Annotated in this window: 26 protein-coding genes, 1 tRNA gene and 1 pseudogene; 8 read left to right on the forward strand and 20 right to left on the reverse strand. The window is 37.6% G+C overall.

Going from position 1 to position 22,505, the window contains the following annotated elements:
• Positions 1 to 17: 17 nt before the first annotated feature.
• The 7 genes and pseudogenes from gap to MKY90_RS26135 form a co-directional block, all read right to left on the reverse strand.
• Positions 18 to 1,022, reverse strand: coding sequence for a type I glyceraldehyde-3-phosphate dehydrogenase (gap, locus tag MKY90_RS26105; protein ID WP_002016071.1), 1,005 nt, complete (start codon positions 1,020 to 1,022; stop codon positions 18 to 20).
• A 26-nt stretch (positions 1,023 to 1,048) separates the two neighbouring features.
• A complete protein-coding gene (gene cggR / locus MKY90_RS26110) occupies positions 1,049 to 2,077 on the reverse strand; it encodes a gapA transcriptional regulator CggR (protein ID WP_061673724.1) in 1,029 nt (342 codons plus the stop codon).
• Between the two features lie 135 nt (positions 2,078 to 2,212).
• Positions 2,213 to 2,458, reverse strand: coding sequence for a glutaredoxin family protein (locus tag MKY90_RS26115; protein ID WP_002143722.1), 246 nt, complete (start codon positions 2,456 to 2,458; stop codon positions 2,213 to 2,215).
• 9 nt (positions 2,459 to 2,467) lie between these two features.
• Positions 2,468 to 3,775 carry an RNA polymerase factor sigma-54 gene (rpoN, locus tag MKY90_RS26120; RefSeq protein ID WP_002016074.1) on the reverse strand — a complete coding sequence of 436 codons (1,308 nt, stop codon included), beginning with the start codon at positions 3,773 to 3,775 and terminating at the stop codon, positions 2,468 to 2,470.
• A gap of 511 nt (positions 3,776 to 4,286) precedes the next feature.
• Positions 4,287 to 4,553, reverse strand: a pseudogene (locus MKY90_RS26125) (hypothetical protein).
• A gap of 400 nt (positions 4,554 to 4,953) precedes the next feature.
• Positions 4,954 to 5,029 (reverse strand) — tRNA-Arg (locus tag MKY90_RS26130).
• Between the two features lie 285 nt (positions 5,030 to 5,314).
• The gene (locus MKY90_RS26135; protein ID WP_002129884.1) at positions 5,315 to 5,515 is read right to left on the reverse strand and encodes a hypothetical protein; all 201 of its coding nucleotides are present in this window, start codon (positions 5,513 to 5,515) and stop codon (positions 5,315 to 5,317) included.
• A 911-nt stretch (positions 5,516 to 6,426) separates the two neighbouring features.
• Here MKY90_RS26135 and MKY90_RS26140 point away from each other — a divergent pair.
• From MKY90_RS26140 to clpP, 8 genes are all read left to right on the forward strand, one after another.
• Positions 6,427 to 6,633 (forward strand): DUF1657 domain-containing protein, encoded by a 207-nt coding sequence (locus tag MKY90_RS26140; RefSeq protein WP_000216167.1) that lies wholly within the window; start codon positions 6,427 to 6,429, stop codon positions 6,631 to 6,633.
• 106 nt (positions 6,634 to 6,739) lie between these two features.
• Complete coding sequence (locus MKY90_RS26145; protein WP_002167400.1) at positions 6,740 to 7,228, forward strand: YhcN/YlaJ family sporulation lipoprotein; 489 nt, start codon at positions 6,740 to 6,742, stop codon at positions 7,226 to 7,228.
• 28 nt (positions 7,229 to 7,256) lie between these two features.
• Positions 7,257 to 7,733, forward strand: a complete 477-nt coding sequence (gene spoVAC / locus MKY90_RS26150) for a stage V sporulation protein AC (protein WP_002129887.1) — start codon at positions 7,257 to 7,259, stop codon at positions 7,731 to 7,733.
• The gene (gene spoVAD, locus MKY90_RS26155; RefSeq protein ID WP_063218048.1) at positions 7,734 to 8,750 is read left to right on the forward strand and encodes a stage V sporulation protein AD; all 1,017 of its coding nucleotides are present in this window, start codon (positions 7,734 to 7,736) and stop codon (positions 8,748 to 8,750) included.
• Positions 8,747 to 9,097: a stage V sporulation protein AE gene (gene spoVAE / locus MKY90_RS26160; RefSeq protein WP_000575919.1), complete on the forward strand. Its 351-nt coding sequence runs from the start codon at positions 8,747 to 8,749 to the stop codon at positions 9,095 to 9,097. The genes spoVAD and spoVAE overlap by 4 nt, the downstream gene beginning before the upstream one ends.
• Before the next feature lie 9 nt (positions 9,098 to 9,106).
• Positions 9,107 to 9,313: a DUF1657 domain-containing protein gene (locus MKY90_RS26165; protein WP_341092928.1), complete on the forward strand. Its 207-nt coding sequence runs from the start codon at positions 9,107 to 9,109 to the stop codon at positions 9,311 to 9,313.
• 20 nt (positions 9,314 to 9,333) lie between these two features.
• Positions 9,334 to 10,203 carry a DUF421 domain-containing protein gene (locus MKY90_RS26170; RefSeq protein ID WP_002016080.1) on the forward strand — a complete coding sequence of 290 codons (870 nt, stop codon included), beginning with the start codon at positions 9,334 to 9,336 and terminating at the stop codon, positions 10,201 to 10,203.
• A 240-nt stretch (positions 10,204 to 10,443) separates the two neighbouring features.
• The gene (gene clpP, locus MKY90_RS26175; protein WP_001049156.1) at positions 10,444 to 11,025 is read left to right on the forward strand and encodes an ATP-dependent Clp endopeptidase proteolytic subunit ClpP; all 582 of its coding nucleotides are present in this window, start codon (positions 10,444 to 10,446) and stop codon (positions 11,023 to 11,025) included.
• Between the two features lie 221 nt (positions 11,026 to 11,246).
• Here clpP and MKY90_RS26180 read toward each other — a convergent pair whose 3' ends face one another.
• From MKY90_RS26180 to MKY90_RS26240, 13 genes are all read right to left on the reverse strand, one after another.
• Entirely contained in the window at positions 11,247 to 11,495 is a 249-nt protein-coding gene (locus MKY90_RS26180; RefSeq protein ID WP_002016081.1) for an HPr family phosphocarrier protein, read from the reverse strand.
• 23 nt (positions 11,496 to 11,518) lie between these two features.
• Positions 11,519 to 12,469: a DNA-binding protein WhiA gene (gene whiA / locus MKY90_RS26185; protein ID WP_002016082.1), complete on the reverse strand. Its 951-nt coding sequence runs from the start codon at positions 12,467 to 12,469 to the stop codon at positions 11,519 to 11,521.
• Between the two features lie 88 nt (positions 12,470 to 12,557).
• Complete coding sequence (locus MKY90_RS26190) at positions 12,558 to 13,511, reverse strand: gluconeogenesis factor YvcK family protein (RefSeq protein ID WP_002016083.1); 954 nt, start codon at positions 13,509 to 13,511, stop codon at positions 12,558 to 12,560.
• A 3-nt stretch (positions 13,512 to 13,514) separates the two neighbouring features.
• The gene (gene rapZ, locus MKY90_RS26195; RefSeq protein ID WP_002016084.1) at positions 13,515 to 14,396 is read right to left on the reverse strand and encodes an RNase adapter RapZ; all 882 of its coding nucleotides are present in this window, start codon (positions 14,394 to 14,396) and stop codon (positions 13,515 to 13,517) included.
• Positions 14,397 to 14,416: 20 nt separating this feature from the next.
• A complete protein-coding gene (locus MKY90_RS26200; protein WP_002124062.1) occupies positions 14,417 to 14,875 on the reverse strand; it encodes an NUDIX hydrolase in 459 nt (152 codons plus the stop codon).
• A 215-nt stretch (positions 14,876 to 15,090) separates the two neighbouring features.
• Positions 15,091 to 15,897, reverse strand: coding sequence for a DUF368 domain-containing protein (locus MKY90_RS26205; protein ID WP_341092930.1), 807 nt, complete (start codon positions 15,895 to 15,897; stop codon positions 15,091 to 15,093).
• A 161-nt stretch (positions 15,898 to 16,058) separates the two neighbouring features.
• Positions 16,059 to 17,015, reverse strand: a complete 957-nt coding sequence (gene trxB, locus MKY90_RS26210) for a thioredoxin-disulfide reductase (RefSeq protein ID WP_002089563.1) — start codon at positions 17,013 to 17,015, stop codon at positions 16,059 to 16,061.
• Positions 17,016 to 17,099: 84 nt separating this feature from the next.
• Complete coding sequence (locus tag MKY90_RS26215) at positions 17,100 to 18,611, reverse strand: tetratricopeptide repeat protein (RefSeq protein WP_341092932.1); 1,512 nt, start codon at positions 18,609 to 18,611, stop codon at positions 17,100 to 17,102.
• 145 nt (positions 18,612 to 18,756) lie between these two features.
• Complete coding sequence (locus MKY90_RS26220; RefSeq protein WP_002139159.1) at positions 18,757 to 19,263, reverse strand: acyltransferase; 507 nt, start codon at positions 19,261 to 19,263, stop codon at positions 18,757 to 18,759.
• 53 nt (positions 19,264 to 19,316) lie between these two features.
• Entirely contained in the window at positions 19,317 to 19,964 is a 648-nt protein-coding gene (ppaX, locus tag MKY90_RS26225) for a pyrophosphatase PpaX (RefSeq protein ID WP_341092934.1), read from the reverse strand.
• 66 nt (positions 19,965 to 20,030) lie between these two features.
• Entirely contained in the window at positions 20,031 to 20,843 is an 813-nt protein-coding gene (gene lgt, locus MKY90_RS26230; RefSeq protein WP_002034719.1) for a prolipoprotein diacylglyceryl transferase, read from the reverse strand.
• A gap of 24 nt (positions 20,844 to 20,867) precedes the next feature.
• On the reverse strand, positions 20,868 to 21,797 hold the full coding sequence (gene hprK / locus MKY90_RS26235; RefSeq protein WP_002016091.1) for an HPr(Ser) kinase/phosphatase: 930 nt from the start codon (positions 21,795 to 21,797) through the stop codon (positions 20,868 to 20,870).
• Between the two features lie 156 nt (positions 21,798 to 21,953).
• Positions 21,954 to 22,334 (reverse strand): phage holin family protein, encoded by a 381-nt coding sequence (locus tag MKY90_RS26240; protein WP_002089574.1) that lies wholly within the window; start codon positions 22,332 to 22,334, stop codon positions 21,954 to 21,956.
• Positions 22,335 to 22,505: the final 171 nt, after the last annotated feature.

A 22,505-nucleotide genomic window follows, 5' to 3' on the forward strand; every position in this document is an offset into this window, starting at 1 on the left:
GCTTATATACTTAAGAATTAAAGACCTTTAGAAGTCATGTATGCAGCTAGGTCTACTACGCGGTTAGAGTAACCAGTTTCGTTATCGTACCAAGAAAGTACTTTAACCATGTTACCTTCCATTACCATTGTAGATAATGCATCGATTGTAGAAGAAGCTGTACATCCGTTATAGTCGATAGATACTAATGGCTCTTCGCTGTATCCAAGGATACCTTTTAATTCGCCTTCAGAAGCTGCTTTGAATGCTGCGTTTACATCTTCAACTGTTACTTCTTTGTCAAGTTCAACAACTAAGTCAACAAGAGAAACGTTAGCAGTTGGAACACGTACAGCGCCGCCGTTTAATTTACCTTTAAGTTCTGGTAATACTAATGCTACAGCTTTAGCAGCACCAGTAGATGTTGGGATCATGTTTTCAGCTGCTGCACGAGCACGACGTAAATCTTTGTGTGGTAAGTCTAAGATTTGTTGGTCGTTAGTGTAAGAGTGAATTGTTGTCATCATTCCGCGTTTTACGCCGAATTTTTCGTTTAATACTTTAGCGAATGGAGCTAGACAGTTTGTAGTACAAGAAGCATTAGATACTACGTTGTGGTTAGCTGCATCGTATTGTTCGTGGTTAACACCCATAACTACAGTGATATCTTCGTCAGAAGCTGGAGCTGAGATGATAACTTTCTTAACTGATCCACCTAAGTGTTTCTCAGCGTCTGATTTTTTAGTGAAACGGCCAGTAGATTCTACTACTACTTCTACTCCGTAGTCGCTCCATGGTAATTGAGCTGGGTCACGCTCAGCGATAACTTTAATTTCTTTACCGTTAACAACGATGCTGTTTTCGTTAGCAGATACTTCTGCATTTAAAGTTCCGTGAACTGTATCATATTTTAAAAGGTGAGCTAATGTTTTAGCATCTGTTAAGTCGTTGATTGCTACTACTTCTACCTCAGAGTTGTTAAGAGCTGCGCGGAATACGTTACGTCCGATACGTCCAAATCCATTAATACCAATTTTAGTCATTTAAATTTCCTCCTTGGGGGATTATATTAAAGGGTAATACCCTTTGTTAATTGTTTTGCTGCACCTTCATCTGTAATTAGAATTGAAGTGTGCCCTTGCTTTATTACAGCCTGTATTGCTTTTGCTTTTGAAGAACCTCCAGCGACTGCGACAACGTGAGATACATGTTGTAAATCTTCAAGTTGCATACCAACTGTTCTTACTTTATGAACAACATTTCCTTGTTCATTAAAGTAGTAACCGAAAGCTTCGCCAACTGCTTCGCTTGCCTGAATCTTTAACCAATCTGCTTCTGAAGTATTTCTGCGACGTGCCATTGTTAACGCATCACCAATTCCATGAATGACGATATTGGAAGATCGAATCAACTCAAGAACTTCTTTCACGGAGGGCTCTGTTACAATAGACGCATATGCTTCGCTACTAACGTGATCTGGAACATACAATAAGCGATAATTACTCATCGTATTTTGTGCCATTTTGGCGCAAATGGTATTGGCTTCTAACTCGACACCTTCTCCAATTCCACCACGTGCTGGGACAAATAGCATATGTAAATCTTTGCAATCAAGTTGCATCATGTCCGCAGCAGCAGCTAGCGTACTTCCTCCAGCCACAGCAACGATATTATTCACTGTCAGACGGTCTTTTATACAAGTCACACAAGCACGGCCCATCTCCAGTTTGACCCAAGGTGATTCATCACTATCACCAGGGACAACGAAAACTTCATCCAAGTCTAATGTTTCCTTAAGTTGTTTTTCTAAAACCTTTAACCCGGAAATTTCTTTCATAAAGTCTTCCAAAGCAAGAACTAAAGCTGTTCCTTCTTCTGTCAAAGTCATTCCAGAAGAAGCGACGTGAACTAAGTTTTGTTCTTTCAAAACTTGAACTTCACTTCGCAATACTCGTTCTGTCATACCGAGACTTGCAGATAAGTTTCTTCTTCCAATCGGCTGCATAAGCCTAATGTACTGAAGCACTTGCATTCTCGTTTGCATAACAGGTAGCAGATCAGGTAATAATTTTTTTGTGTTCTGAATCCATGAGCGCATATCTTTTCTCCTCACTGCATCGGTTCATTTCCCTTCGTGGTCACTTTATGTCCCGTAGTGACATTTTGTGTCCCACTTAGGTTAAAAAAATAATCCCTGCTACGTGTATTATTGTAACAGGAGACAGAAACTTATTCAACTCTTAACTGCATTCTTTATATAGTTTATTATGACACCTTTGTGAATGTTACCATATTCCACTTGTCTTCCGCCTATTTCTACAACAGGAATCATTAGATGGTATTTCTCTAAAAGGTCATTATCTTCATATATATCTATTTCCTCAATTTGAAAAGAATATTCATATTGTACTTCTTTTAAAACTTGTTTCGCCTTCACGCAAAGACCACAATCTTTTTTTGTATATAGTACAACCTTCATCTTCTTCACCTATCCAATTGTTTTTCTTAGAGATGAAGCAGGAATATGCATTTGTTCTCTATACTTCGCAACCGTTCTTCGAGAAATAACTATTTCATGCTCTTCTTCTAATAATTTTGAAATCTTTTGATCCGAAAGTGGCTTTTTCTTATTTTCTGCTCCAACAAGCGTTTGAATGAATTGTTTCACACGCTTTGTAGAAACCGCCTCATCTTCCGTCGTAGAAATAGAATTACTAAAGAACGATTTCATCTCAAATAAACCGTGCGGCGTTTGCACATATTTATTACGCGTTGCACGACTAATTGTAGACTCATGCACACCTAACTCTTCCGCCACCTCTTTTAAAGCAAGTGGTTTTAAATACTCTGGACCTCCCCAGAAGAAATCATGCTGTTTTTCCATAATAATATTCATCACTTGTAAGAGTGTTTGTTTTCTCTGTTTCAAACTGCGCATAATCCATTGCACATGCTGATACTTCTCCGATACGTAAGAAGCCACTTCACTTTCACTATTATTTAGTAACGCACTATACTCAGAGTGAATTTCAATTCTTGGCATATTTCTCTCATTCATCTGTAAAACGAGATGATCGCCATCTTTTTTTACCGCCATATCAGGCACGATATAAAGTGGTTTATCAGAAGAAAATGCAAGACCTGGTTTCGGCTGCAATGATGTAATACAGTTCACCGCATCCTGTAATTCCTCGTTGGTACACTTCAACACTTGAACGAGCTTTCGCCAATCTTTCTTAACGAAATAATTAAAATGATCATCTATAATTTCTTCTGCTAACCCATTCCTTCTTTGTAAGCGCTTCAATTGGATTGATAGACATTCCTGAATATTACGCGCACCTACCCCTGCTGGCTCTAACGATTGAACAAGCTCCACGGAACAGTCCACTACATCAATTGGCGCAGAAAGAAGCTCTGATAACTCTTCATTTGTTTCTTGTAAATAGCCATTTCCATCCATGTTCATAATAATGAAAGAAGCTGCTTTTCGCTCTTCTTCATCTATTTTATAATACTGTAGTTGATTTAATAAATGTTGCTGAATCGTTGTAGAATCCACACTGTAGATTTCCATTTGATTCTCGACTTGTTTGCGGGTACTTTTACTTGTGTTAGAGCTCTTTTTCTTCTCCCTCTCAAAACCACCTAACTCAATAAGGGGATTCTCTAACGATTGCTCATACAAAAACTCCGATAATTCTTGTACATTATACTGGAGCATTGTAATCGCTTGCCTTAACTCTTGTGTCATTGCCAAACGTAAGCTTTGTTCTTGTAAAAGACTTGCCTTCAAACTAATCTCCCCCTTGTTTCTATTGTACAATAAGTTTGGTAAAAGGAGAATCCTCACGCAGACACCCATTCCAAAATATTATTAATTTATATGTATTAATGAGATTTAGATCTTACAACCGAAATTTGAATAATATTGAAAGAAAATAATAGCGCAATAAAAATTATTACCACATACTAATAGTAAATCTTATTATCAGATATAACAAGTGATAATAAAAAAAGGTCTGAACTTATACTTGTAAGTTCAGACCTTTTTTACAATGGCGAGTACATATCGAATATTACACGTTTCTTCACCATTGTCGCATTTTCATTTGATAGATTAATTCCGTTCGTATCCTCTACGAGTACCACACGCACCAAATTCACAGCGTTGCGATTTGCTATAAAGATACTTTCTTGTTTATCTGCTTTGTGTAATTTTCGAATTGTGACTTGGATTACCTCTGAGTTATTTTTCCAGGGTCTATTCTTACAAGTGAACAACATTTATGACATGTACTTTTTACTTAACTGCAATAAATACCTAGCGATGCCGTTATCTTATAAACTTCATTGAAATTTTCATCTTCCATGAAGACCTCCATTATTTCAGGTATTCATTTTGCATACGCAACTAACATTTCGAATGCATCATCTTTCGTTATCTTGTGACGAGTCACACTACTGTTTTGATGTTCCATCGTTACATAATAGACCTTTTCTCCGCACTCCTCTTCTTCAATACATGTAAGAAACGATTTTATTTCAAATAGCTTGCGAGAACCTTTTTTCATTCTTCTTCTCCTTCATAACGGTCAAGAAAGTCCGATAATGCCAACGAAAGATGATCACTTTTATTAAACTTCAGCTTACTGGCAAAGACGGCTAGCCTGTCCCTATTGCTTTGTGAATCACTACTATCTTACGTGTCATATCTTCGTTCAGCAACTTAACAATACGCTTGTGCAATATATCTCGTTACAATTTCTTTTAGTGCTAAAATCTGTTCTGATTTGAATTGCATTTCACTCTTTAATTCTTTTCATAACGAAAAACCCCCTATACACGATTATTTCTAATCACATACAAGGGGTTTCTTTAGATTTACTATTAATTTTCAACACGTTCTTCACGCTATTATGTTCTATTTACTCAATACTTTTAAATAGAACACATCACAACAACAATACATAACGCGCCCAGAGGGATTCGAACCCCCGGCAGACGTGGTACCGGAAACCACCGCTCTATCCGACTGAGCTATGGGCGCATGATTATTACGATAATATCAACGGTTTGCCTCCGTCTTCTTCCGACTTGTTCTTACCGAAAGTTAAACGTAGGATACGAACACCAACACGTAGACGTTCGCTTCTTTACATATGGATATTATATCCTGACGCTAACCTAATACGCAAGCATAAAAACCTCTTCTACACTAGCTTTAGCGCGCAGTTTTCCTTCTTTCGTTCCCCCTTAATCTACTTAAATCGAAATAGAACGCATATAGTCTATAAAAAAAAGACAGGCGAAGTGATGCCCGCCCATCTCCGCACTATTTTATATATTTTGATCGCAGGCTAAATATATCTTCCCCTTCACGAATGCCTGCCGATCCCTTCCTCACATTTTTTACGACAGTCCAATTCGGGTTAGTTTCATCACCGATGTTCTGTACTGTAAAGTTGCCGTCACCATATTCTCGGTGACCTTCTGCCAATTTCTCCGTTAAATCATTCTCTTTTGATCTCACCATCTTTGCGCCATCTCCCTTTTTATACAACCCTCTTAAACTGTCCAACCGATTACACGTCCAGTCAATTGGAGATCCTCGTTTTCCGCTTCGATTAATTTTAACACACTGTCGGGGGTAAGTTCCGATAACGGCTGCCCAATCGCATTAGAAACGTTATTTTCTTTGATAGTAGAAACTCGGCGAGAATTGGGTAAAAGACAATTCGCTGGGCTGCGTCAGGACTTCGCGAGAGATCAACCCCCTGATTCAAAAATCACAAATACTATCTCTAAGGGACTCCTGCGACGGCTCAGCGGGGTGGCTTGGAGGGTTCGGAAAATTTTCGTTTGGGTTGGCTTGTGGTGAATAGCGTATTCATTTTGATGAATGACGAATACAACATAAATGACTTTTGTTACTTTCGACTTTCTCTTTTAAACGTTGATTTAAAAGAATTCGCAAGACTTTCGATGAACAAAACAATTCGTAAATGTTTTATGCATTAAAAGAAACGTTGATTTAATAACGTTCTTCTTTCGTGAATGACTTCGATTGAACGAATAAGATAATGAAGATATTATTTTTTTAAAACTGAACACATCCTTTTTTTACTATACAAGAAAATTTTATTTTAAATTGAAAATAACTACAAGAATAGAAATATATATATTTTATCGATATGTTTTTTGTGAATAACCAGAAATTTAACCTCATGTAATTTTCAGTTACTTTTTAATCTTCAACAGGTAACATACCTACATCATGAATTACATATTATCCTCTTCCATCTTATAAAGCGCCACTATAACACAGAATTCATTGACGCTTGAATCAAAGCTTTAACTTCAAAAACCTAAATTTTCCAATCATAAATTCACCCCAACTCACAAATTATAATCTTTGAATTGATATTCCAAAGGGGGCTTCATTCAATGACTGTAATTACAAAACTAAAGCAAACTGTTTCTGGATTAAAAAGTGCACAAGCTAGCTTAGAGGGATTCGCTCTTGATACGGATAACCAACAAGCAAAGCAACTTTTCCAAACAGCTGCGCAGCAAACACAAACAATTATCGATTCTTTAAACCCGCGTGTTGAAGAAGTCCAGCAAGAAGAACCACAATACACACAGCAATAACCAAAGGTGCCATTGTATCTAATGGTACACAATTTGAGAAAAAGGGTGATATGCAATCATCCTTTTTTCTCAAATTACATAATGCAATAGAAATGGAATGATTATAATGCGAAAACTTGGAATCATAACCGCGTTATTTATGCTCCTATTCGGTTCACTTACCGGATGTGATAATAGCCCGTTAGATAAAAAAGTAAAGAAAGAAGAAGCTAAGCGGGCAGATGAGAAAAAGGGCCCTAAATTAACAAAAATGAGTACAGAATCCTTTAATCAATCTATATCGCAAGACGCTAAGAAAAAAGCTCTTGCTATGGAGGGAATTATAGAAGCTACCGCAGTTAATACAAATTTAGATCTTTACATAGCCGTTAAACCTGAACATCACGAAAGATTTGGTTTAAAACCTTTACGAAGTAAATTAAAAAAGAAGCTAAGTGATGAAAACCCTACTTTCGATATTCGTGTAAGTACAGACAAAAAGATTTTTATGCTCATAGAAGAACTTGAAAACAAAATTAAGAAAAAGAAAGTGAGTAAGGATGACATTAAAGAACAGTTAAAACTCATTCAATCAGAAATGGGATCTAATATTTAAGCTTTCTAAAAGAGAAGGAAGGATTCAAATGTCTAGTAAAGATAAAAATTTAACACCTGTGCAACAAGAATATAAAAAATTCGAACAACAGCGCGAACCGAAGCGCCCCGTTTTAAAAAATTGTATGAAAGCTTTTTTCGTCGGGGGATTAATTTGTCTAATAGGCCAACTGATTTCCACCTTTTATATTACGTACTTTGATTTCACTGAAAGATCTGCCGGGAACCCTACCGTTGCAACTCTTATTTTTATCTCCATGCTACTGACGGGATTTGGCGTCTACGATCGCCTCGGACAATTTGCTGGTGCTGGTACCGCAGTTCCCGTTACTGGATTTGGTAACTCTGTTATTGCCGCATGTATTGAACACCGTACAGAAGGGTTCGTTCTCGGCGTTGGTGGTAACATGTTTAAACTAGCAGGATCGGTCATCTTATTTGGCGTATTTTCAGCTTTTGTCATCGCTCTTATTAAAACGATTCTCTTTCAATGGGGAGGGCTGTAAATGTTACAAGGACACCGAACATGGATATTCGAAAACAAACCAGTTATCATCTCAACAGGTGTAGTCGGTGGCCCATTTGAGGCAAATGGAAAAATCCCTGAAGACTTCGATACCCTGCATGAAGATTTATGGCTCGGACAAGATTCTTACGAAAAGGCGCATAAAATTTTATTTGAAGAAGCTTGTAGCCGCGCTACCGAAAAGGCAAAGCTCCGTAAAGACGATATTCAATTCGTACTCGCAGGGGATTTAATAAACCAAATAACTCCAACGAGCTTTGCATGTCGCACACTCGGAACACCTTATCTCGGTTTATTCGGCGCCTGTTCTACCTCTATGGAAGGCTTAGCACTCGGCGCAAGTATCGTAAATGCAAAAGGCGCAAAGTATTTATTAACTGGGGCATCAAGTCATAACGCTGCGGTAGAAAAACAATTCCGCTATCCAACTGAATATGGTGGTCAAAAACCTCCTACGGCTCAGTGGACAGTGACCGGTGCAGGCGCGGCTATTTTAAGCGACACTGGATATGGTCCACAAGTAACATCGGCCACCATTGGACGAGTTATTGATATGGGACTAACAGATCCTTTTAATATGGGTGGTGCGATGGCCCCAGCTGCTGTCGATACGATTGAAGCTCATTTACGCGAACGACAAATTGACGCCTCTTATTACGACTTAATCGTAACAGGTGACCTTGGACATGTCGGTCGCGAAATTGCTTACGACCTACTACATAAACATGGAACAAAAGTAAAGAGCGAGCAATTTCAAGATTGCGGAATCATCATTTATAGAGAAGGTCAACCTGTCATAGCTGGTGGAAGTGGTCCAGGCTGTTCAGCAACAGTCGTATACGGACATTTATTAAACCGAATGAAAAGAGGAGAATTCAAAAAAATACTTGTCGTTGCGACAGGCGCTTTACTATCTCCACTTACATTCCAACAGGAAGAAACGATTCCGTGTATCGCTCACGCTGTTTCGATTGAATTTGGAGGTGCAACGCAATGATTTTTTTCTGGGCTTTCGTCATTGGTGGACTCATATGCGTAATCGGACAGCTTATGTTTGATGTCGGCAAACTAACTCCCGCTCATACGATGGCAACACTCGTTGTTGCTGGAGCTATATTAGATGGATTCAATCTGTATGAACCATTAATAGACTTTGCAGGCGCTGGGGCAACTGTGCCTATTACAAGTTTCGGTAATGCCCTCGTTCATGGCGCGATGGAGGAAGCAGCCAAACATGGCATCGTCGGCGTTATTACCGGCATGTTTAAAGTAACGAGTGCTGGTGTATCAGCCGCCATTATTTTCGGCTTCATTGGAGCATTGCTATTCAAACCGAAAGGATAAGGTGTTCGTATGACAGTTATCGCTAGCGTTAAAACCTGCCTTGCCAGTGTAAGGGGCGCTCAAGCAAGTTTAAGCTCCCTTTCACTAAATTCACAGGACGCGGAATCAAAACGTGTATTTCATAAATGTATGTTAGAAATGGACAGCATCATCACCGATTTACAGAATAGAGTTTCAGTATTAGAACGTGAAGAACCTCAATATAAAGGGTTTTAAGTAGACTGGAGGAAATGACTATGTCTCACCTGCCGGAATGGACACTTGTCATTCTTCGCTCTGTATTCATATTAATTATTTTATTCGCTATTACGAAATGGTTAGGAAAAAGACAAATCTCTCAGCTCTCCTTTTTTGAATACATAGCCGGAATGACAATCGGTGACATCGCTGCCCAAGTATCTACAGGGCTTGATTCAAAATTTTTCCACGGCGTCTTTGCGATACTCATTTTCGCTGTGGTACCTTTTTTCACTGGAATCCTCTCTTTAAAGAACAAAACAGCTCGAGATTTTTTTGAAGGAAAATCTACCGTATTAATAAAAGATGGCAAAATACTTGAAGATAATTTAAAGAAAGAAAAGTATACAAGTGATGAATTACTTGAGCTTCTCAGAGGAAAAAATGCGTTCAGCGTAGCTGATGTTGAATTTGCTGTACTAGAACCGAGCGGTGAATTAAATGTATTATTAAAGAAAGATCGCCAACCACTTACAGCAAAAGATATCAGCTTAAAAGTGCCAAACGAAAAAGAACCGCAAACTGTTATTATGGATGGAAATGTACTAGATGAACCTCTTTCTGCTAGCGGACATAATCGCGCTTGGTTACATTCTGAGCTAGAAAAACTCGGTGTTGTCATTGAAAATGTCTTTCTTGGTCAAGTTGATTCATACGGACAACTTACTATCGACATCTATAATGATAAACTCCAAATGCCTTCTCCTCAAAACAAGCCTTTACTATTGGCATCCTTAAAGAAATGCAATGCTGATCTTGAATTATTCTCTTTAGAAACAAAATCAAAATCAGCGAGTGATATGTATAGTAAAAACGCAAAACAAATCGAGAAAATCTTAAATAAAGTAACCTATCTGTTAAAAGAATAAAAAATGAAAGAACGCTTCTATACAAAAGGCGTTCTTTTGCCTTTTCCACACCATTAATCACGTTTAAATTTATGTAATTCGGTTATGATGTTGAAGATACATAAGCAGGGAATTTTAAAAACATAGCGAATAAATCATGATACAACTACATATTTTTTGATTTAAAGTGGTTTCGTTTGACCTTCATTGACCATAATTGTATTATAAGACTAAGAAAGCTTTTAAAGGAGGAAATAACAGATGAATTTAATTCCTACAGTAATTGAACAAACAAATCGTGGAGAACGCGCTTACGATATTTACTCTCGACTATTAAAGGATCGCATCATTATGCTTGGTAGCGCAATTGATGACAACGTAGCAAACTCAATCGTTTCCCAGCTTTTATTCTTGGAATCTCAAGATCCAGAAAAAGATATTCACATTTACATCAACAGCCCTGGTGGTTCTATCACAGCTGGTATGGCAATTTACGATACAATGCAGTTTATTAAACCACAAGTATCAACAATCTGTATCGGTATGGCTGCATCTATGGGTGCATTCTTACTTGCAGCAGGTGAAAAAGGAAAACGTTTCGCTCTTCCTAACAGTGAAGTAATGATTCACCAACCACTTGGCGGTGCACAAGGTCAAGCGACTGAAATCGAAATCGCTGCAAAACGTATCCTATTCTTACGTGAAAAATTAAACCAAATTCTTGCTGACCGCACAGGTCAACCACTTGAAGTTCTACAACGCGACACAGACCGCGACAACTTCATGACAGCAGAAAGAGCTCTAGAATACGGCTTAATCGATAAGATCTTTACAAATCGTTAAGACACCTAAAAGCGGAGGCGGCTCGTTTAGAACAGGAGGAAGTTGGAACCCCTGATTCCGAGGCGCCTTTTGCCTCGAATGAAGGGGTGAAAGGCGCCGGAGCTGGATACATCTAAAAGCGGAAGCGCCCTATTACAGGGCGCTTTTTATTATGTACAAGGGTATCACGCACCCCACAAACAGAAAAATAAAAAAAGCTATCGCACATTCGCGATAACCCTTTATTGTACATATGCAGTTAATGCTTCCAAAGCCTCTTCTGCATCTGAACCTTCTGTTGTGATTGTAATCATGCTACCAGTTCCGATTGCTAAGCTCATAATCCCCATTATGCTCTTTGCATTCACTGTCTTTCCATCTTTCTCGATGAAGATATCCGCATGAAAGCGATTTGCCTCTTGTACAAACAACGCAGCCGGACGTGCTTGTAAGCCGTTTTTTAATGCCACTTTAACCAGTTTTTGAACCACAGCTCCATTTCCCCTTTAACCTTTTATTTTTTTGCTACTGTTTCCCCCGCGCGTAATTTCTCTGCAATTTCATCGATTTTACGCAAACGATGATTAATACCCGATTTACTAATTTTCCCCCCGGATACCATCTCACCTAACTCTTTCAATGTTACATCTTGATAATCTCTTCGTAACTGTGCAATTTCTCTTAATTTATCTGGCAAAATATCAAGCCCAACCGTCTCATCAATATAGCGGATGTTCTCAATTTGCCTTAGCGCTGCACCAATTGTTTTATTTAAATTAGCTGTTTCGCAGTTAACTAAACGATTTACTGAATTACGCATATCGCGAACAATTCGAATATCTTCAAATCTTAAAAGTGCATTATGAGCACCTATAATATTTAAAAACTCTGTAATTTTTTCAGCTTCTTTCAAATACGTAATGTACCCTTTTCTTCTTTCCAACGTCTTACTATTTAAATCAAATCCGTTCATCAGTTCACATATAGAATCATTATGTTCCTTATATAACGAAAAGATCTCTAAATGATAAGATGATGTTTCTGGGTTATTTACTGAACCACCTGCTAAAAATGCACCGCGTAAATACGATCGTTTACAACATTTCTTCTCGATTAATTCCTGCGATATATTTCGAATAAACGAAAAGTCATCTCGAACAATGTGAAGATCTGCTAATATTTCACGAGACTTCTCAACAAGCCGCACGATATATACATTATTTTTCTTCAATCGCATTTTTTTACGAACAAGTAATTCTACCGTCACATCATATCCTTTTTTCAAAAGCGTATAAATCCTTCTTGCAATTGCTGCATTTTCCGTTTGAATATCGATAGATAGGCGACGGTTTGAAAAAGAAAGCGATCCGTTCATTCGAAGCAACGCCGATAATTCTGATTTCTCGCAGCATTCCTTCATTTCAAGGTTGGTCAACTCTTTCTTTGTTTCTGATGCAAATGACACAGTCAACACCTCCTTATACTATTACTTTGGAACAAAAATCTTGTCCTATATGAATGAGGAGCGTTACCTCAAATGAGGCAACGCACATTTATAACAATGAATATAAAATAGAAGCTAACTTTAATGTATCATGTCTTACAACACGATCATCATATTTCGCTAATCGATCTTGAATGATTTCGATATTATGTTCAGCAAAACGATTTGTATCCAGTGCAACTGGTTCCGACATCTCTTCCTCATATAACTTACGTAATTCACGAGGAATATCACGATTATTTACAATCGCAGTGTCGATAAATGGTTTACCTAAATGATCATGTAACGCCTGCACATGATCAAACGCAGTATAACCCTTCGTTTCGCCCGCTTGCGTCATAACATTACATACATATACCTTCTTCGCTTTTGCAGCAAGAACAGCGTCTCCAATTTTGTTAACGACTAAATTCGGTAATATACTTGTGTACAGACTTCCTGGACCGAAAACAAGCAAATCAGCTCGTTTAATTTCCGTCAACGTTTCACATAACGGTTCTACATCTTCTGGAGTTAAAAAGACACGATTAATCTTCTTCCCGAAATGAGGAATCTTTGATTCACCTGTTACAATTTCTCCATCTTCTAATTCTGCATGAAGTACCGCACTTTGATTCGCTGCTGGTAATACACGTCCTCTGACATTTAATACTTTACTCGTTTCCGTAATCGCGTGGTAAAAGTCTCCTGTAATCGAAGTCATACCTGCCAATAATAAATTTCCTAACGCATGCCCTTTCAGTCCGTCTCCAGTTGTAAAACGGTGCTGAAATAAAGCCTCCACTAATGGTTCTACATCCGATAACGCAACAAGTACGTTACGAATATCACCTGGAGGTGGAATTTCTAGCTCATCACGTAGTCTACCTGAACTGCCTCCATCGTCGGCTACTGTTACAACTGCTGTAATATCAACAGGATATTGTTTTAATCCCCTTAATAAAACAGAAAGTCCAGTTCCACCTCCCATGATAACAATTTTAGGTTTTCTCTCTTTTTTCATCCCTTAATGGCCCTTTCTCTTCTCCACATCACGATGAGATACATGAACGCTATACTCTGGTTTCAAATGTTTCCCAAGGTACTCTGTAAGCGTAACAGAACGATGTTGCCCACCTGTACATCCAATCGCAATTACAAGTTGACTCTTACCTTCTCTTTTATAATGAGGCAGCATGAAAGTGATAAGATCCGTCAATTTCTCTAAAAACTTATGTGTTTCATTAAATTTCAACACATACGACGAAACTTCTTCATCCAGTCCTGTTAATGGCTTCATATGTGGAATATAATATGGATTTGGTAAAAAACGAACATCAAATACTAAATCAGCATCAATTGGAATTCCGTACTTAAATCCAAATGACATAACATTTACACGAAATGCTTGCTCAGTTTCTGTTGAGAATAAGTGAACAATTTTTTCTCGTAATTCTTTCGGTTTCAAATCAGATGTATCAAGCACAATATTCGCTCTTGCCTTCATATCAGTTAATAAACCACGCTCAGCTTCAATTCCCTTTAACGGCAAGCCAGTTGGCGCAAGTGGATGCGAACGTCTCGTTTCTTTATAACGAGTTACAAGTGTGCTATCTTTCGCATCTAAAAATAAAATATGAGGAATAATCCATGTACGTTCTGATAAATCATCAAGCGCTCCCCATAAATATTCAAAAAACTCTCGGCCACGTAAATCAATACCGAGTGCCACTTTATTCATTTTACCTTTTGAATCTGCCATAAGTTCAATAAACTTCGGCAATAACATCGGTGGTAAATTATCTACACAAAAATATCCTAAATCTTCGAAACTTTGTAACGCTACCGTCTTTCCAGCTCCAGACATCCCTGTAATAATTACCATTTTTATATCATTATTCTCTGTCATCGTATCCTCTCCTTGCAGGTTTAACTCGGATCTAATCGATATGAAAGCAACTCAAAATCTGGGGTATATACAAATGTACCGTAGATTATACCATTCCCTTTAATTAAATAATCAATAATGTGATAATCTCCTGGTGCCATTGCTAAATCATCAATTTTATCAAATGTATGCCAACCAATGATGCCTTCTTCGCTCTCTAATTTGTTTTCTCCTGCAAAATCTGTTGCTAAAAAGGAGAACATCATCCATTCAGAAACAACTTTATCACCTTCTTGGATGACAAAAGTGAAGACCCCTTTTAATGCTGGATTCTTTAAATAAATACCTGTTTCTTCACGATACTCGCGAACAACGGTATCTCTTACTGTCTCACCACGCTCCATTTTCCCGCCCGGTGCAACCCACCAATTCCGGCGAGGTTTTTGGAGTAAGAGTACTTCATTATCTCTAATTAACACACAGTTTGTCACTCTTTGCATGTTTCTTCACCTCAGCTACTTGCAGCAAAATTTCTCACTGCATACTCATTTCATTATACTATCAAAAACAGTTTGCTACAACGAAGGTGCCAGTCCCCTTTCGCTAAGCAATTGTAAAAATTCTTTCTGTAACAAGCAATCAAAATACCTTACTTTCCATGAATAGCACATAAAAATCCCCTTAACGATTTGTATCGTTAAGGGGATTAAAATACTTATTTCTTACCGAAATAAGTAACAACCGCAAATCCTAAAATAAAAGTAATAATTGAACTTACAATTGAAATTCCACCAGTCGGAATTCCAGGGAACACAATGACAATCGACCCGATAACGAGCCCAATAATTGCCGCAAATGTCATACTTTTATAACGATCTAACAAATAACTAATTCCTTTACTACTTACAACAAACCCAGCCATCACGCCGGCACCGATAACCACGATTAACGGTAAATTGAGTGTAGTTAAAGCGTTAATTGCTGTTGGATACACACCAATAATTAATAAAATAAACGATCCACTAATTCCAGGAAGAAGCATAGCCATACTAGCCATCCATCCTGCGAAAAATAAACCAATTGCATTTAAAATTGTTAACGTCGTAATCGGATCAGCTGCCTGATCTGGTTTAAAGAATGCTGTTATTGCAACAAGAATTGCTGCAATTATTAATAAGACAATATGACTACCTTTAAACGTTGCCTTTGCATCAGCTTCTCTCATTAACATCGGTAATATACTAATAATTAAACCGAGAAAGAAAAATTGAGTCGGTTCATAATGACTTGCTAATAAATATTTAATAACGTGACTTAACGTTAGAAAAGCTGCCGCTACACCAGCTGCAAGTGGGATTAAAAACGCTAAATGTTTTTTCCATTCACGACTAAAGAATCCGCTAATTGCTGCGAGCAATTGTTCATAAATCCCCAACACAACAGCGATTGTTCCGCCGCTCACACCAGGAATTAAATCACTAACGCCCATACAAAATCCACGATATATATTACGCCATTCCATACTGAATAAATTCCTCATTTCTTATAGTGATTTTTTCCGCAAAGTCCAGTATATCAATAAGAAATCTTATAATCCTAATTGTTTTTGACAAAACTTTGACATTTTCACAAAAAAAAGAAAGCCACCTATCGGTAGCTTTCTTCTCAAAAGGAAAAATAACCTTATTTTTCTGTTACAGTCTTTAGTTCCTCTACTAACTCTTCTATATAATGCTGTGCACTCTGCGCTGCAATACTACCATCGCCTGTTGCCGTTACAATTTGACGAAGCATTTTTTCACGAACATCACCAGCTGCGAAAATACCAGGAACTTTCGTTTCCATACGCTCGTTCGTTTCAACATAACCATTTTCATTTGTAATACCTAGCTCAACAAACGGTTTTGATAATGGTAACATACCGATGTATATGAAAACGCCGTCAGTTTTAACTTCTTGTTCTTCTCCGCTGTTTACATCTACAAGTGTTACGCTTCCCACTTTCCCATTTGCATCGTTAATTTCTTTTATAGTGTGATTCCAAATGAAATCTACTTTCTCATTTTGGAAAGCACGATCTTGTAAAATTTTCTGTGCACGAAGAGTGTCACGACGGTGAACGATCGTTACTTTTGATGCGAAGCGTGTTAAGAACACACCCTCTTCAACAGCAGAATCTCCGCCGCCAATAACAACAAGTTCTTTCCCTTTAAAGAATGCACCATCACATACTGCACAATATGATACACCGCGGCCGCCAAGTTCTGTTTCACCTGGCACACCAATTTTTTTATACTCTGCACCGCTTGCAACGATAATTGCACGTGCTTTATATTCTTTTTTACCAGCAATAATTGTTTTGTACTCTTTACCATCGATGATTGCTTTCACATCACCGTATGCATATTCAGCACCAAATTTCTTCGCATGCTCAAACATTTTATTTGATAAGTCTGGTCCTAAAATAGACTCATAACCTGGATAGTTCTCTACATCTTCTGTATTTGCCATTTGTCCACCTGGAATACCACGCTCAAGCATCAGTGTGCTTAAATTCGCACGAGATGTATATACCGCAGCTGTCATACCAGCTGGTCCTGCACCAATAATAATGACATCATAAATTTTTTCTTCTGACACACTATTCACTCCCATTCATTCATACACATTAAGTTACCCTCATTATACTGTTAGCATCATTTTTTTCCCAATGATTTGCCTACCCTACGTGTGCGTGCGCTTAACAGCCTGCACATACTTTCGTACAGTCGCTACAGATACATTATATACATCACCAAGCTCTGCCTGTGTCATCTTATTTCTTTGTTCGCCGCGCACAATGTATTCAATTGCCGCTGACCAACCGTACACATTTGTAAAAGTCGCTCCAGATGTATATAAACGTATGAACGTGCAAAACCAAAAATTCAAACACTCTTCGATTAATTCATCGTCTTTTTTCGTATAATTGTATAATGCATCCGCGATTCGTACGCACTTTTCAAATTGCTGTAAATCAGCTGGGATGCTTTTATGACTATTAAGTAAAAAGAAATATTTTGCAAGTTGCGATACGATTGGAACACCATTTTTCGCTTGCGTTACATCAAAGAAGAATCCAACCTTCTCTGGTGTTGACAATTCATTCATTAAATATAAAGCTAGCATTTTCTCTTCTAGCGTCGTACTTTGCTGAAATGATTTTCGTAACTCTTCAAATAAAAGATTTTGTCCTTCATCTGCTAAATTCAGTGCATTCCACGGTTCTTTTCCTTTTTTATCAGGATGCAATTCTACAACATGTTGCCACATTTTTTCAGCTACTTGCTGTTCCTTCACCATATACGCAGAGTATGCAAACCAGTAATAAAAACTGACGTCTCCTTCGTACCCTTGACGCTTTAATACTTTGAACCATTTATATGCAGGTTCAAAATGACCAATTGTTGCAAGCGTTGTTCCAAGTTTCAAACGATGCTCAAATGAAATTGGATATATCGAAACTAACTGCCCCGCTAATGACTCTACTTGCTTATGCTCTCCAATTGAATATAGAAAAATAAGCGTATTACAAAGCGCATGCATATTACCAGGATTTTTCTCTAAAATCATTTCTGTTAACTTAAGCGCTTGATCTACATTACCTGATTGAAAATGTGCAATCGCTAAATTATTATGTCCTGACCAAAATTCTGGATATTCTTTCGTAACAACTTCTAGTGTAGCAATCGCCTCTTCTAATTGTCCGTTACGAATGTAGCGGTTCGCTTCTTCTTGCATAACAATTAGCTCATCTTCATCCTCAATCTCTTCCGCACCCATTGCATCTTCTTCCATAATCTCAAGCAATTCTAATGTATCTTCTACAAATTCCTTCTCTTCCGCAACTTCTAAATATCGCTCTGCATACTTCTTCGCCTGTTGAAACAAGCCCATATATGCATAATTATTTGAAATAAAATAATAGCATTGCTCAAGTTCAGGATTGGATCTAACAAGCTTTAGAAATATCTGATTCGACTCTTGATATTCACCAGATTCAGATAATGCTATTGCTAGTTGGCATAAAATAAACGGCTCCTTCTCGCTTTGTGCTGCTCTTCGAAAATATTTAATTGCATCTTGCAATTTTTGCCCTTTATAAGCCCTCATCCCTTTTTTATAAAAGAAGTCCGCTAACTGATTAAAAGAGATAACTTGTCCGTTCTCCTTATATATTCTTTGATTTTTCCCCATATATCCTCCAGTTTTTTGTTTTCTTCGTTCACACATTCTTCTATCTATAAGTATAAACGATTCCGTAAAAAACAAAACAGTATATTATAATCAATTATTTCCTTTTTATTCATAAAAAGAGAAGGGAAATGTTACATTTTTAACATCAACCTTCTCTAGTGGCCATTTCCTCTTTCGTATAAATAATACGCATCGGATTCCCGCCTACGAAAGCGCCGCCTGGTACATCTTTATGGACAAGTGTGCCTGCAGAAACGATAGCTCCATCTCCAATTGTCACACCTGGTAAAATTGTCGTATTCGCTCCAATCATAACTTCATTCCCTATGACGATTTCTCCGAGCCGATACTCACGAATTAAATATTCATGCGCTAAAAGCGTTGTATTATAGCCGATAATTGAATTGTCTCCCACAGTAATCTTTTCTGGAAACATAATATCTGGCATTACCATAAGTGCAAACGACGTTTTCTTTCCTACTTCCATCCGTAAAAACGTGCGATATAACCAATTCTTTACGGATAAAAATGGCGTGTAACGTGCGATTTGGATGATAATAAAATTTTTCATTACCTTCCAAAAAGAAACTGTTTTATACACATTCCACAATGAATTTTCTCCTGAAACAGGATAGCGCGTTGTCCGTCGCACTGAACTCTCTCCTCTACTTATATAAAGTGACACTTTAACCGGTAGGAATCTTACTACCCGTTAATGCGGGACAAAATCGGTAGTAAATCACTCATTTTATCTAGCACATAATCTGGTTTATACGCTTCTAAATACGCTCTACCTTTCAATGTCCATGAAACCGCTACTGTTTTCGTACCTGCATTTTGTCCACCGACGATATCATGATGATTATCACCAACCATCAATGTTTCTTCTGGCTTTGCATCTAATAATTCGAGTGCTTTTTGAAGTGGTTCTGGATGTGGTTTCACATGTTCCACATCATCAATCGTCACGACAACATCAAAAAACTGATCAAGTTTCGAAAGCTTTAATCCCATTTCAACCGTCTGTCTCGCTTTCGTTGTAACGATGCCGATCTTATAACCTTGCTTCTTCAATTCTTGAACCGTTTCATATACAGTTTCATACTCTTCCACTAATTCATCATGATGCTCATGATTAAATTGACGATAACATGTAATCATCTCTTCAACCTTACTTGCATCAATCTTACTAAAAGTATCATGCAAAGATGGACCGATAAATGGCAATACATCTTCACGCTTATACTGATTAGAATAATAGTGATTTAACGTTTGTAAAAAAGAAGAGATAATAAGTTCATTTGTATTAATTAACGTTCCATCTAAATCAAATAACACTGTATTTATTTTCATCGTCCTTAATCCTTTCATTACCTGAATATGAAAGAAGCAGCATCTTATATAAGATGCCACTTTTCTCTAATTTTCTAAATATCTTTTATCAGCTTGCCCCATTTTTCGTCTCACAATAATGAAAATGATAGAAATAACAACAATTCCAATAGACATTACTTGCGCAATACGAAGTGGTCCTAACATTAAACTATCTGTACGCAAACCTTCTACGAAGAAACGTCCCACTGAATACCAAATTAAATATGTGAAGAATAATTCACCACGGCGTAAATTCACTTTTCGTAACGCGAGTAGTAAAATAACACCTGCAAAGTTCCATAATGATTCATATAAAAACGTTGGGTGATAATACACACCATCAATGTACATTTGATTAATAATGAAATCCGGTAAATGAAGACCTTCCAAAAACTGTCTCGTTACTTCATCACCATGCGCCTCTTGGTTCATAAAGTTTCCCCATCGGCCAATTGCTTGTCCTAGTAAAATACTCGGCGCAGCAATATCCGCTAACTTCCAGAATGAAAGCCCGCGTCGTTTCGCAAAAAGGATTCCTGTAATAACAGCCCCGATTAAACCACCATGAATCGCCAAACCACCTTGACGAATATTAATAATTTGACTCGGATTTTGCGAATAATATTCCCATTCAAAAATGACATAATACATTCTCGCAAAAAGAATGGCAATTGGTACTGCGATTAATACAAGGTCGATAAATGTATCTTTGTGAATACCAAGCCTTTCTCCCTCGCGAGTTGCTAGCCAAAGACCTAATAGCACACCTGTACCGATAATAACCCCATACCAATAAACAGGGAACGGCCCAAGTTGGACTGCTATACGGTCAAGCTGTGGTACAGAACCTAACAGCATATATATGACCTCCCTCTCCAGAGTCTACTCTTGATTTCCTAACTCAATCGCACTCATTAATCGTTCAGAGAACTGTTGTGCCGCATTGACTCCCATACGTTTTAATCTGAAGTTCATCGCTGCTACTTCAATAATAACAGCCAAGTTTCGACCAGGACGAACTGGAAGTGTAATCTTCGTAAGTTCTGTATCAATAATCTTCATCTTCTCTTCATCAAGACCTAAGCGATCATAATTTTTCTTTTGATCCCAAATTTCAAGATTAATAACAAGTGTAATACGTTTATAATTTCGTACTGCCCCTGCACCGAATAACGTCATTACGTTAATGATACCTAGACCACGAATTTCTAATAAGTGCTCAATTAAATCAGGTGAGCTCCCTACTAATGTATCTTCATCTTCTTGACGAATTTCTACGCTATCATCCGCAACAAGGCGGTGACCACGCTTTACAAGTTCAAGCGCTGTCTCACTTTTCCCGACACCACTTTGCCCTGTAATTAAAACACCAACACCATAAATATCTACTAACACACCATGAACAGCTGTTGTTGGTGCTAACTTACCTTCTAAATAGTTTGTTAAACGACTTGATAATCTCGTTGTCGTTTGAGCAGAACGTAATAAAGGCACGCCTGATTCACGTGATGCTTGTAATAACTCATCCGGTACATCTTGATTACGAGTTACAATAATACAAGGCGTCTCCTCAGTACAAAGCGCTTTCATTCTCTCTTGCTTTTGCTCTGTCGTTAACGTATCAAAGAATGTAAGCTCCGTTTTCCCAAGAAGCTGCACGCGATCAGCTGGATAATATGTAAAAAATCCTGCCATTTCAATTCCAGGTCGCGATAAATCACTCGTATCAATCGGACGATGAATCCCTTCTTCACCACTTACTAACTCCAATTGAAATTGTTCAATTAAATCTTTTGTCCTTACTTTCGGCATATGTATAAACCTCCACTCCGCTGCGGGTTCAGTCTCATTTGATGTAAAATTCCATTCTATCGGATATTGTACCATTTTTTTCTGAAAACAAGAAACTCGGTTTCTAATAAATAGAAAAAAACATTTCATATGAATTATGAAATGTTTTTCTTTTTGTCATTTTCTCTTTTTTTCATGTAATGGTTCAACAATTACTTTTTCAATTATCATATTAAAAATAGAAATACAAATTGCCGCAACAATCGCTACACCAAATCCAGATATATTAAAGGCGTCCCCTAATAACGAATCCGTCATCTTTAACGTAATCGCATTAATAACAATTAAGAAGAAACCGAAAGTTACAAGAGTAATCGGTAGCGTAATTAAAATTAAAAGCGGCTTTACAAATACGTTTAAAATCGCCAATATAATACTCGCAATAATTGCAGTTTGTATATTGGCTATGTAAAATGCGTCTGGTGCAACCCCTTTTAAAAGTCCAGATACAGCGATTAACACAACGCTATTTACAAGAAGTGATACAATCCATCTCATTTCCTTACACATCCTTTTAACATATATATTTCATCATACGCTAATAGATAGTAAACGCAAGTAACATACATACACTTATATCAACTTATTCTACCCTTCATGCTTGTATACCTACTAACAACCTTACCAGTTTTCCTTAGTGAAATAAAAACCGAGTGCAATTCCCACTCG

The sequence above is a fragment of the Bacillus sp. FSL P2-0099 genome (assembly GCF_038007445.1).
Lineage (GTDB): Bacteria > Bacillota > Bacilli > Bacillales > Bacillaceae_G > Bacillus_A > Bacillus_A mycoides.

What these genes read in the sequence shown, in the direction of transcription:
- gap (WP_002016071.1), bottom strand. Translation starts at nt 1,022, where the DNA reads ATGACTAAAATTGGTATTAATGGATTTGGACGTATCGGACGTAACGTA.
- cggR (WP_061673724.1), bottom strand. Translation starts at nt 2,077, where the DNA reads ATGCGCTCATGGATTCAGAACACAAAAAAATTATTACCTGATCTGCTA.
- MKY90_RS26115 (WP_002143722.1), bottom strand. Translation starts at nt 2,458, where the DNA reads ATGAAGGTTGTACTATATACAAAAAAAGATTGTGGTCTTTGCGTGAAG.
- MKY90_RS26135 (WP_002129884.1), bottom strand. Translation starts at nt 5,515, where the DNA reads ATGGTGAGATCAAAAGAGAATGATTTAACGGAGAAATTGGCAGAAGGT.
- MKY90_RS26140 (WP_000216167.1), top strand. Translation starts at nt 6,427, where the DNA reads ATGACTGTAATTACAAAACTAAAGCAAACTGTTTCTGGATTAAAAAGT.
- MKY90_RS26145 (WP_002167400.1), top strand. Translation starts at nt 6,740, where the DNA reads ATGCGAAAACTTGGAATCATAACCGCGTTATTTATGCTCCTATTCGGT.
- spoVAC (WP_002129887.1), top strand. Translation starts at nt 7,257, where the DNA reads ATGTCTAGTAAAGATAAAAATTTAACACCTGTGCAACAAGAATATAAA.
- spoVAD (WP_063218048.1), top strand. Translation starts at nt 7,734, where the DNA reads ATGTTACAAGGACACCGAACATGGATATTCGAAAACAAACCAGTTATC.
- spoVAE (WP_000575919.1), top strand. Translation starts at nt 8,747, where the DNA reads ATGATTTTTTTCTGGGCTTTCGTCATTGGTGGACTCATATGCGTAATC.
- MKY90_RS26165 (WP_341092928.1), top strand. Translation starts at nt 9,107, where the DNA reads ATGACAGTTATCGCTAGCGTTAAAACCTGCCTTGCCAGTGTAAGGGGC.
- MKY90_RS26170 (WP_002016080.1), top strand. Translation starts at nt 9,334, where the DNA reads ATGTCTCACCTGCCGGAATGGACACTTGTCATTCTTCGCTCTGTATTC.
- clpP (WP_001049156.1), top strand. Translation starts at nt 10,444, where the DNA reads ATGAATTTAATTCCTACAGTAATTGAACAAACAAATCGTGGAGAACGC.
- MKY90_RS26190 (WP_002016083.1), bottom strand. Translation starts at nt 13,511, where the DNA reads ATGAAAAAAGAGAGAAAACCTAAAATTGTTATCATGGGAGGTGGAACT.
- rapZ (WP_002016084.1), bottom strand. Translation starts at nt 14,396, where the DNA reads ATGACAGAGAATAATGATATAAAAATGGTAATTATTACAGGGATGTCT.
- MKY90_RS26200 (WP_002124062.1), bottom strand. Translation starts at nt 14,875, where the DNA reads ATGCAAAGAGTGACAAACTGTGTGTTAATTAGAGATAATGAAGTACTC.
- MKY90_RS26205 (WP_341092930.1), bottom strand. Translation starts at nt 15,897, where the DNA reads ATGGAATGGCGTAATATATATCGTGGATTTTGTATGGGCGTTAGTGAT.
- MKY90_RS26215 (WP_341092932.1), bottom strand. Translation starts at nt 18,611, where the DNA reads ATGGGGAAAAATCAAAGAATATATAAGGAGAACGGACAAGTTATCTCT.
- ppaX (WP_341092934.1), bottom strand. Translation starts at nt 19,964, where the DNA reads ATGAAAATAAATACAGTGTTATTTGATTTAGATGGAACGTTAATTAAT.
- lgt (WP_002034719.1), bottom strand. Translation starts at nt 20,843, where the DNA reads ATGCTGTTAGGTTCTGTACCACAGCTTGACCGTATAGCAGTCCAACTT.
- hprK (WP_002016091.1), bottom strand. Translation starts at nt 21,797, where the DNA reads ATGCCGAAAGTAAGGACAAAAGATTTAATTGAACAATTTCAATTGGAG.
- MKY90_RS26240 (WP_002089574.1), bottom strand. Translation starts at nt 22,334, where the DNA reads ATGAGATGGATTGTATCACTTCTTGTAAATAGCGTTGTGTTAATCGCT.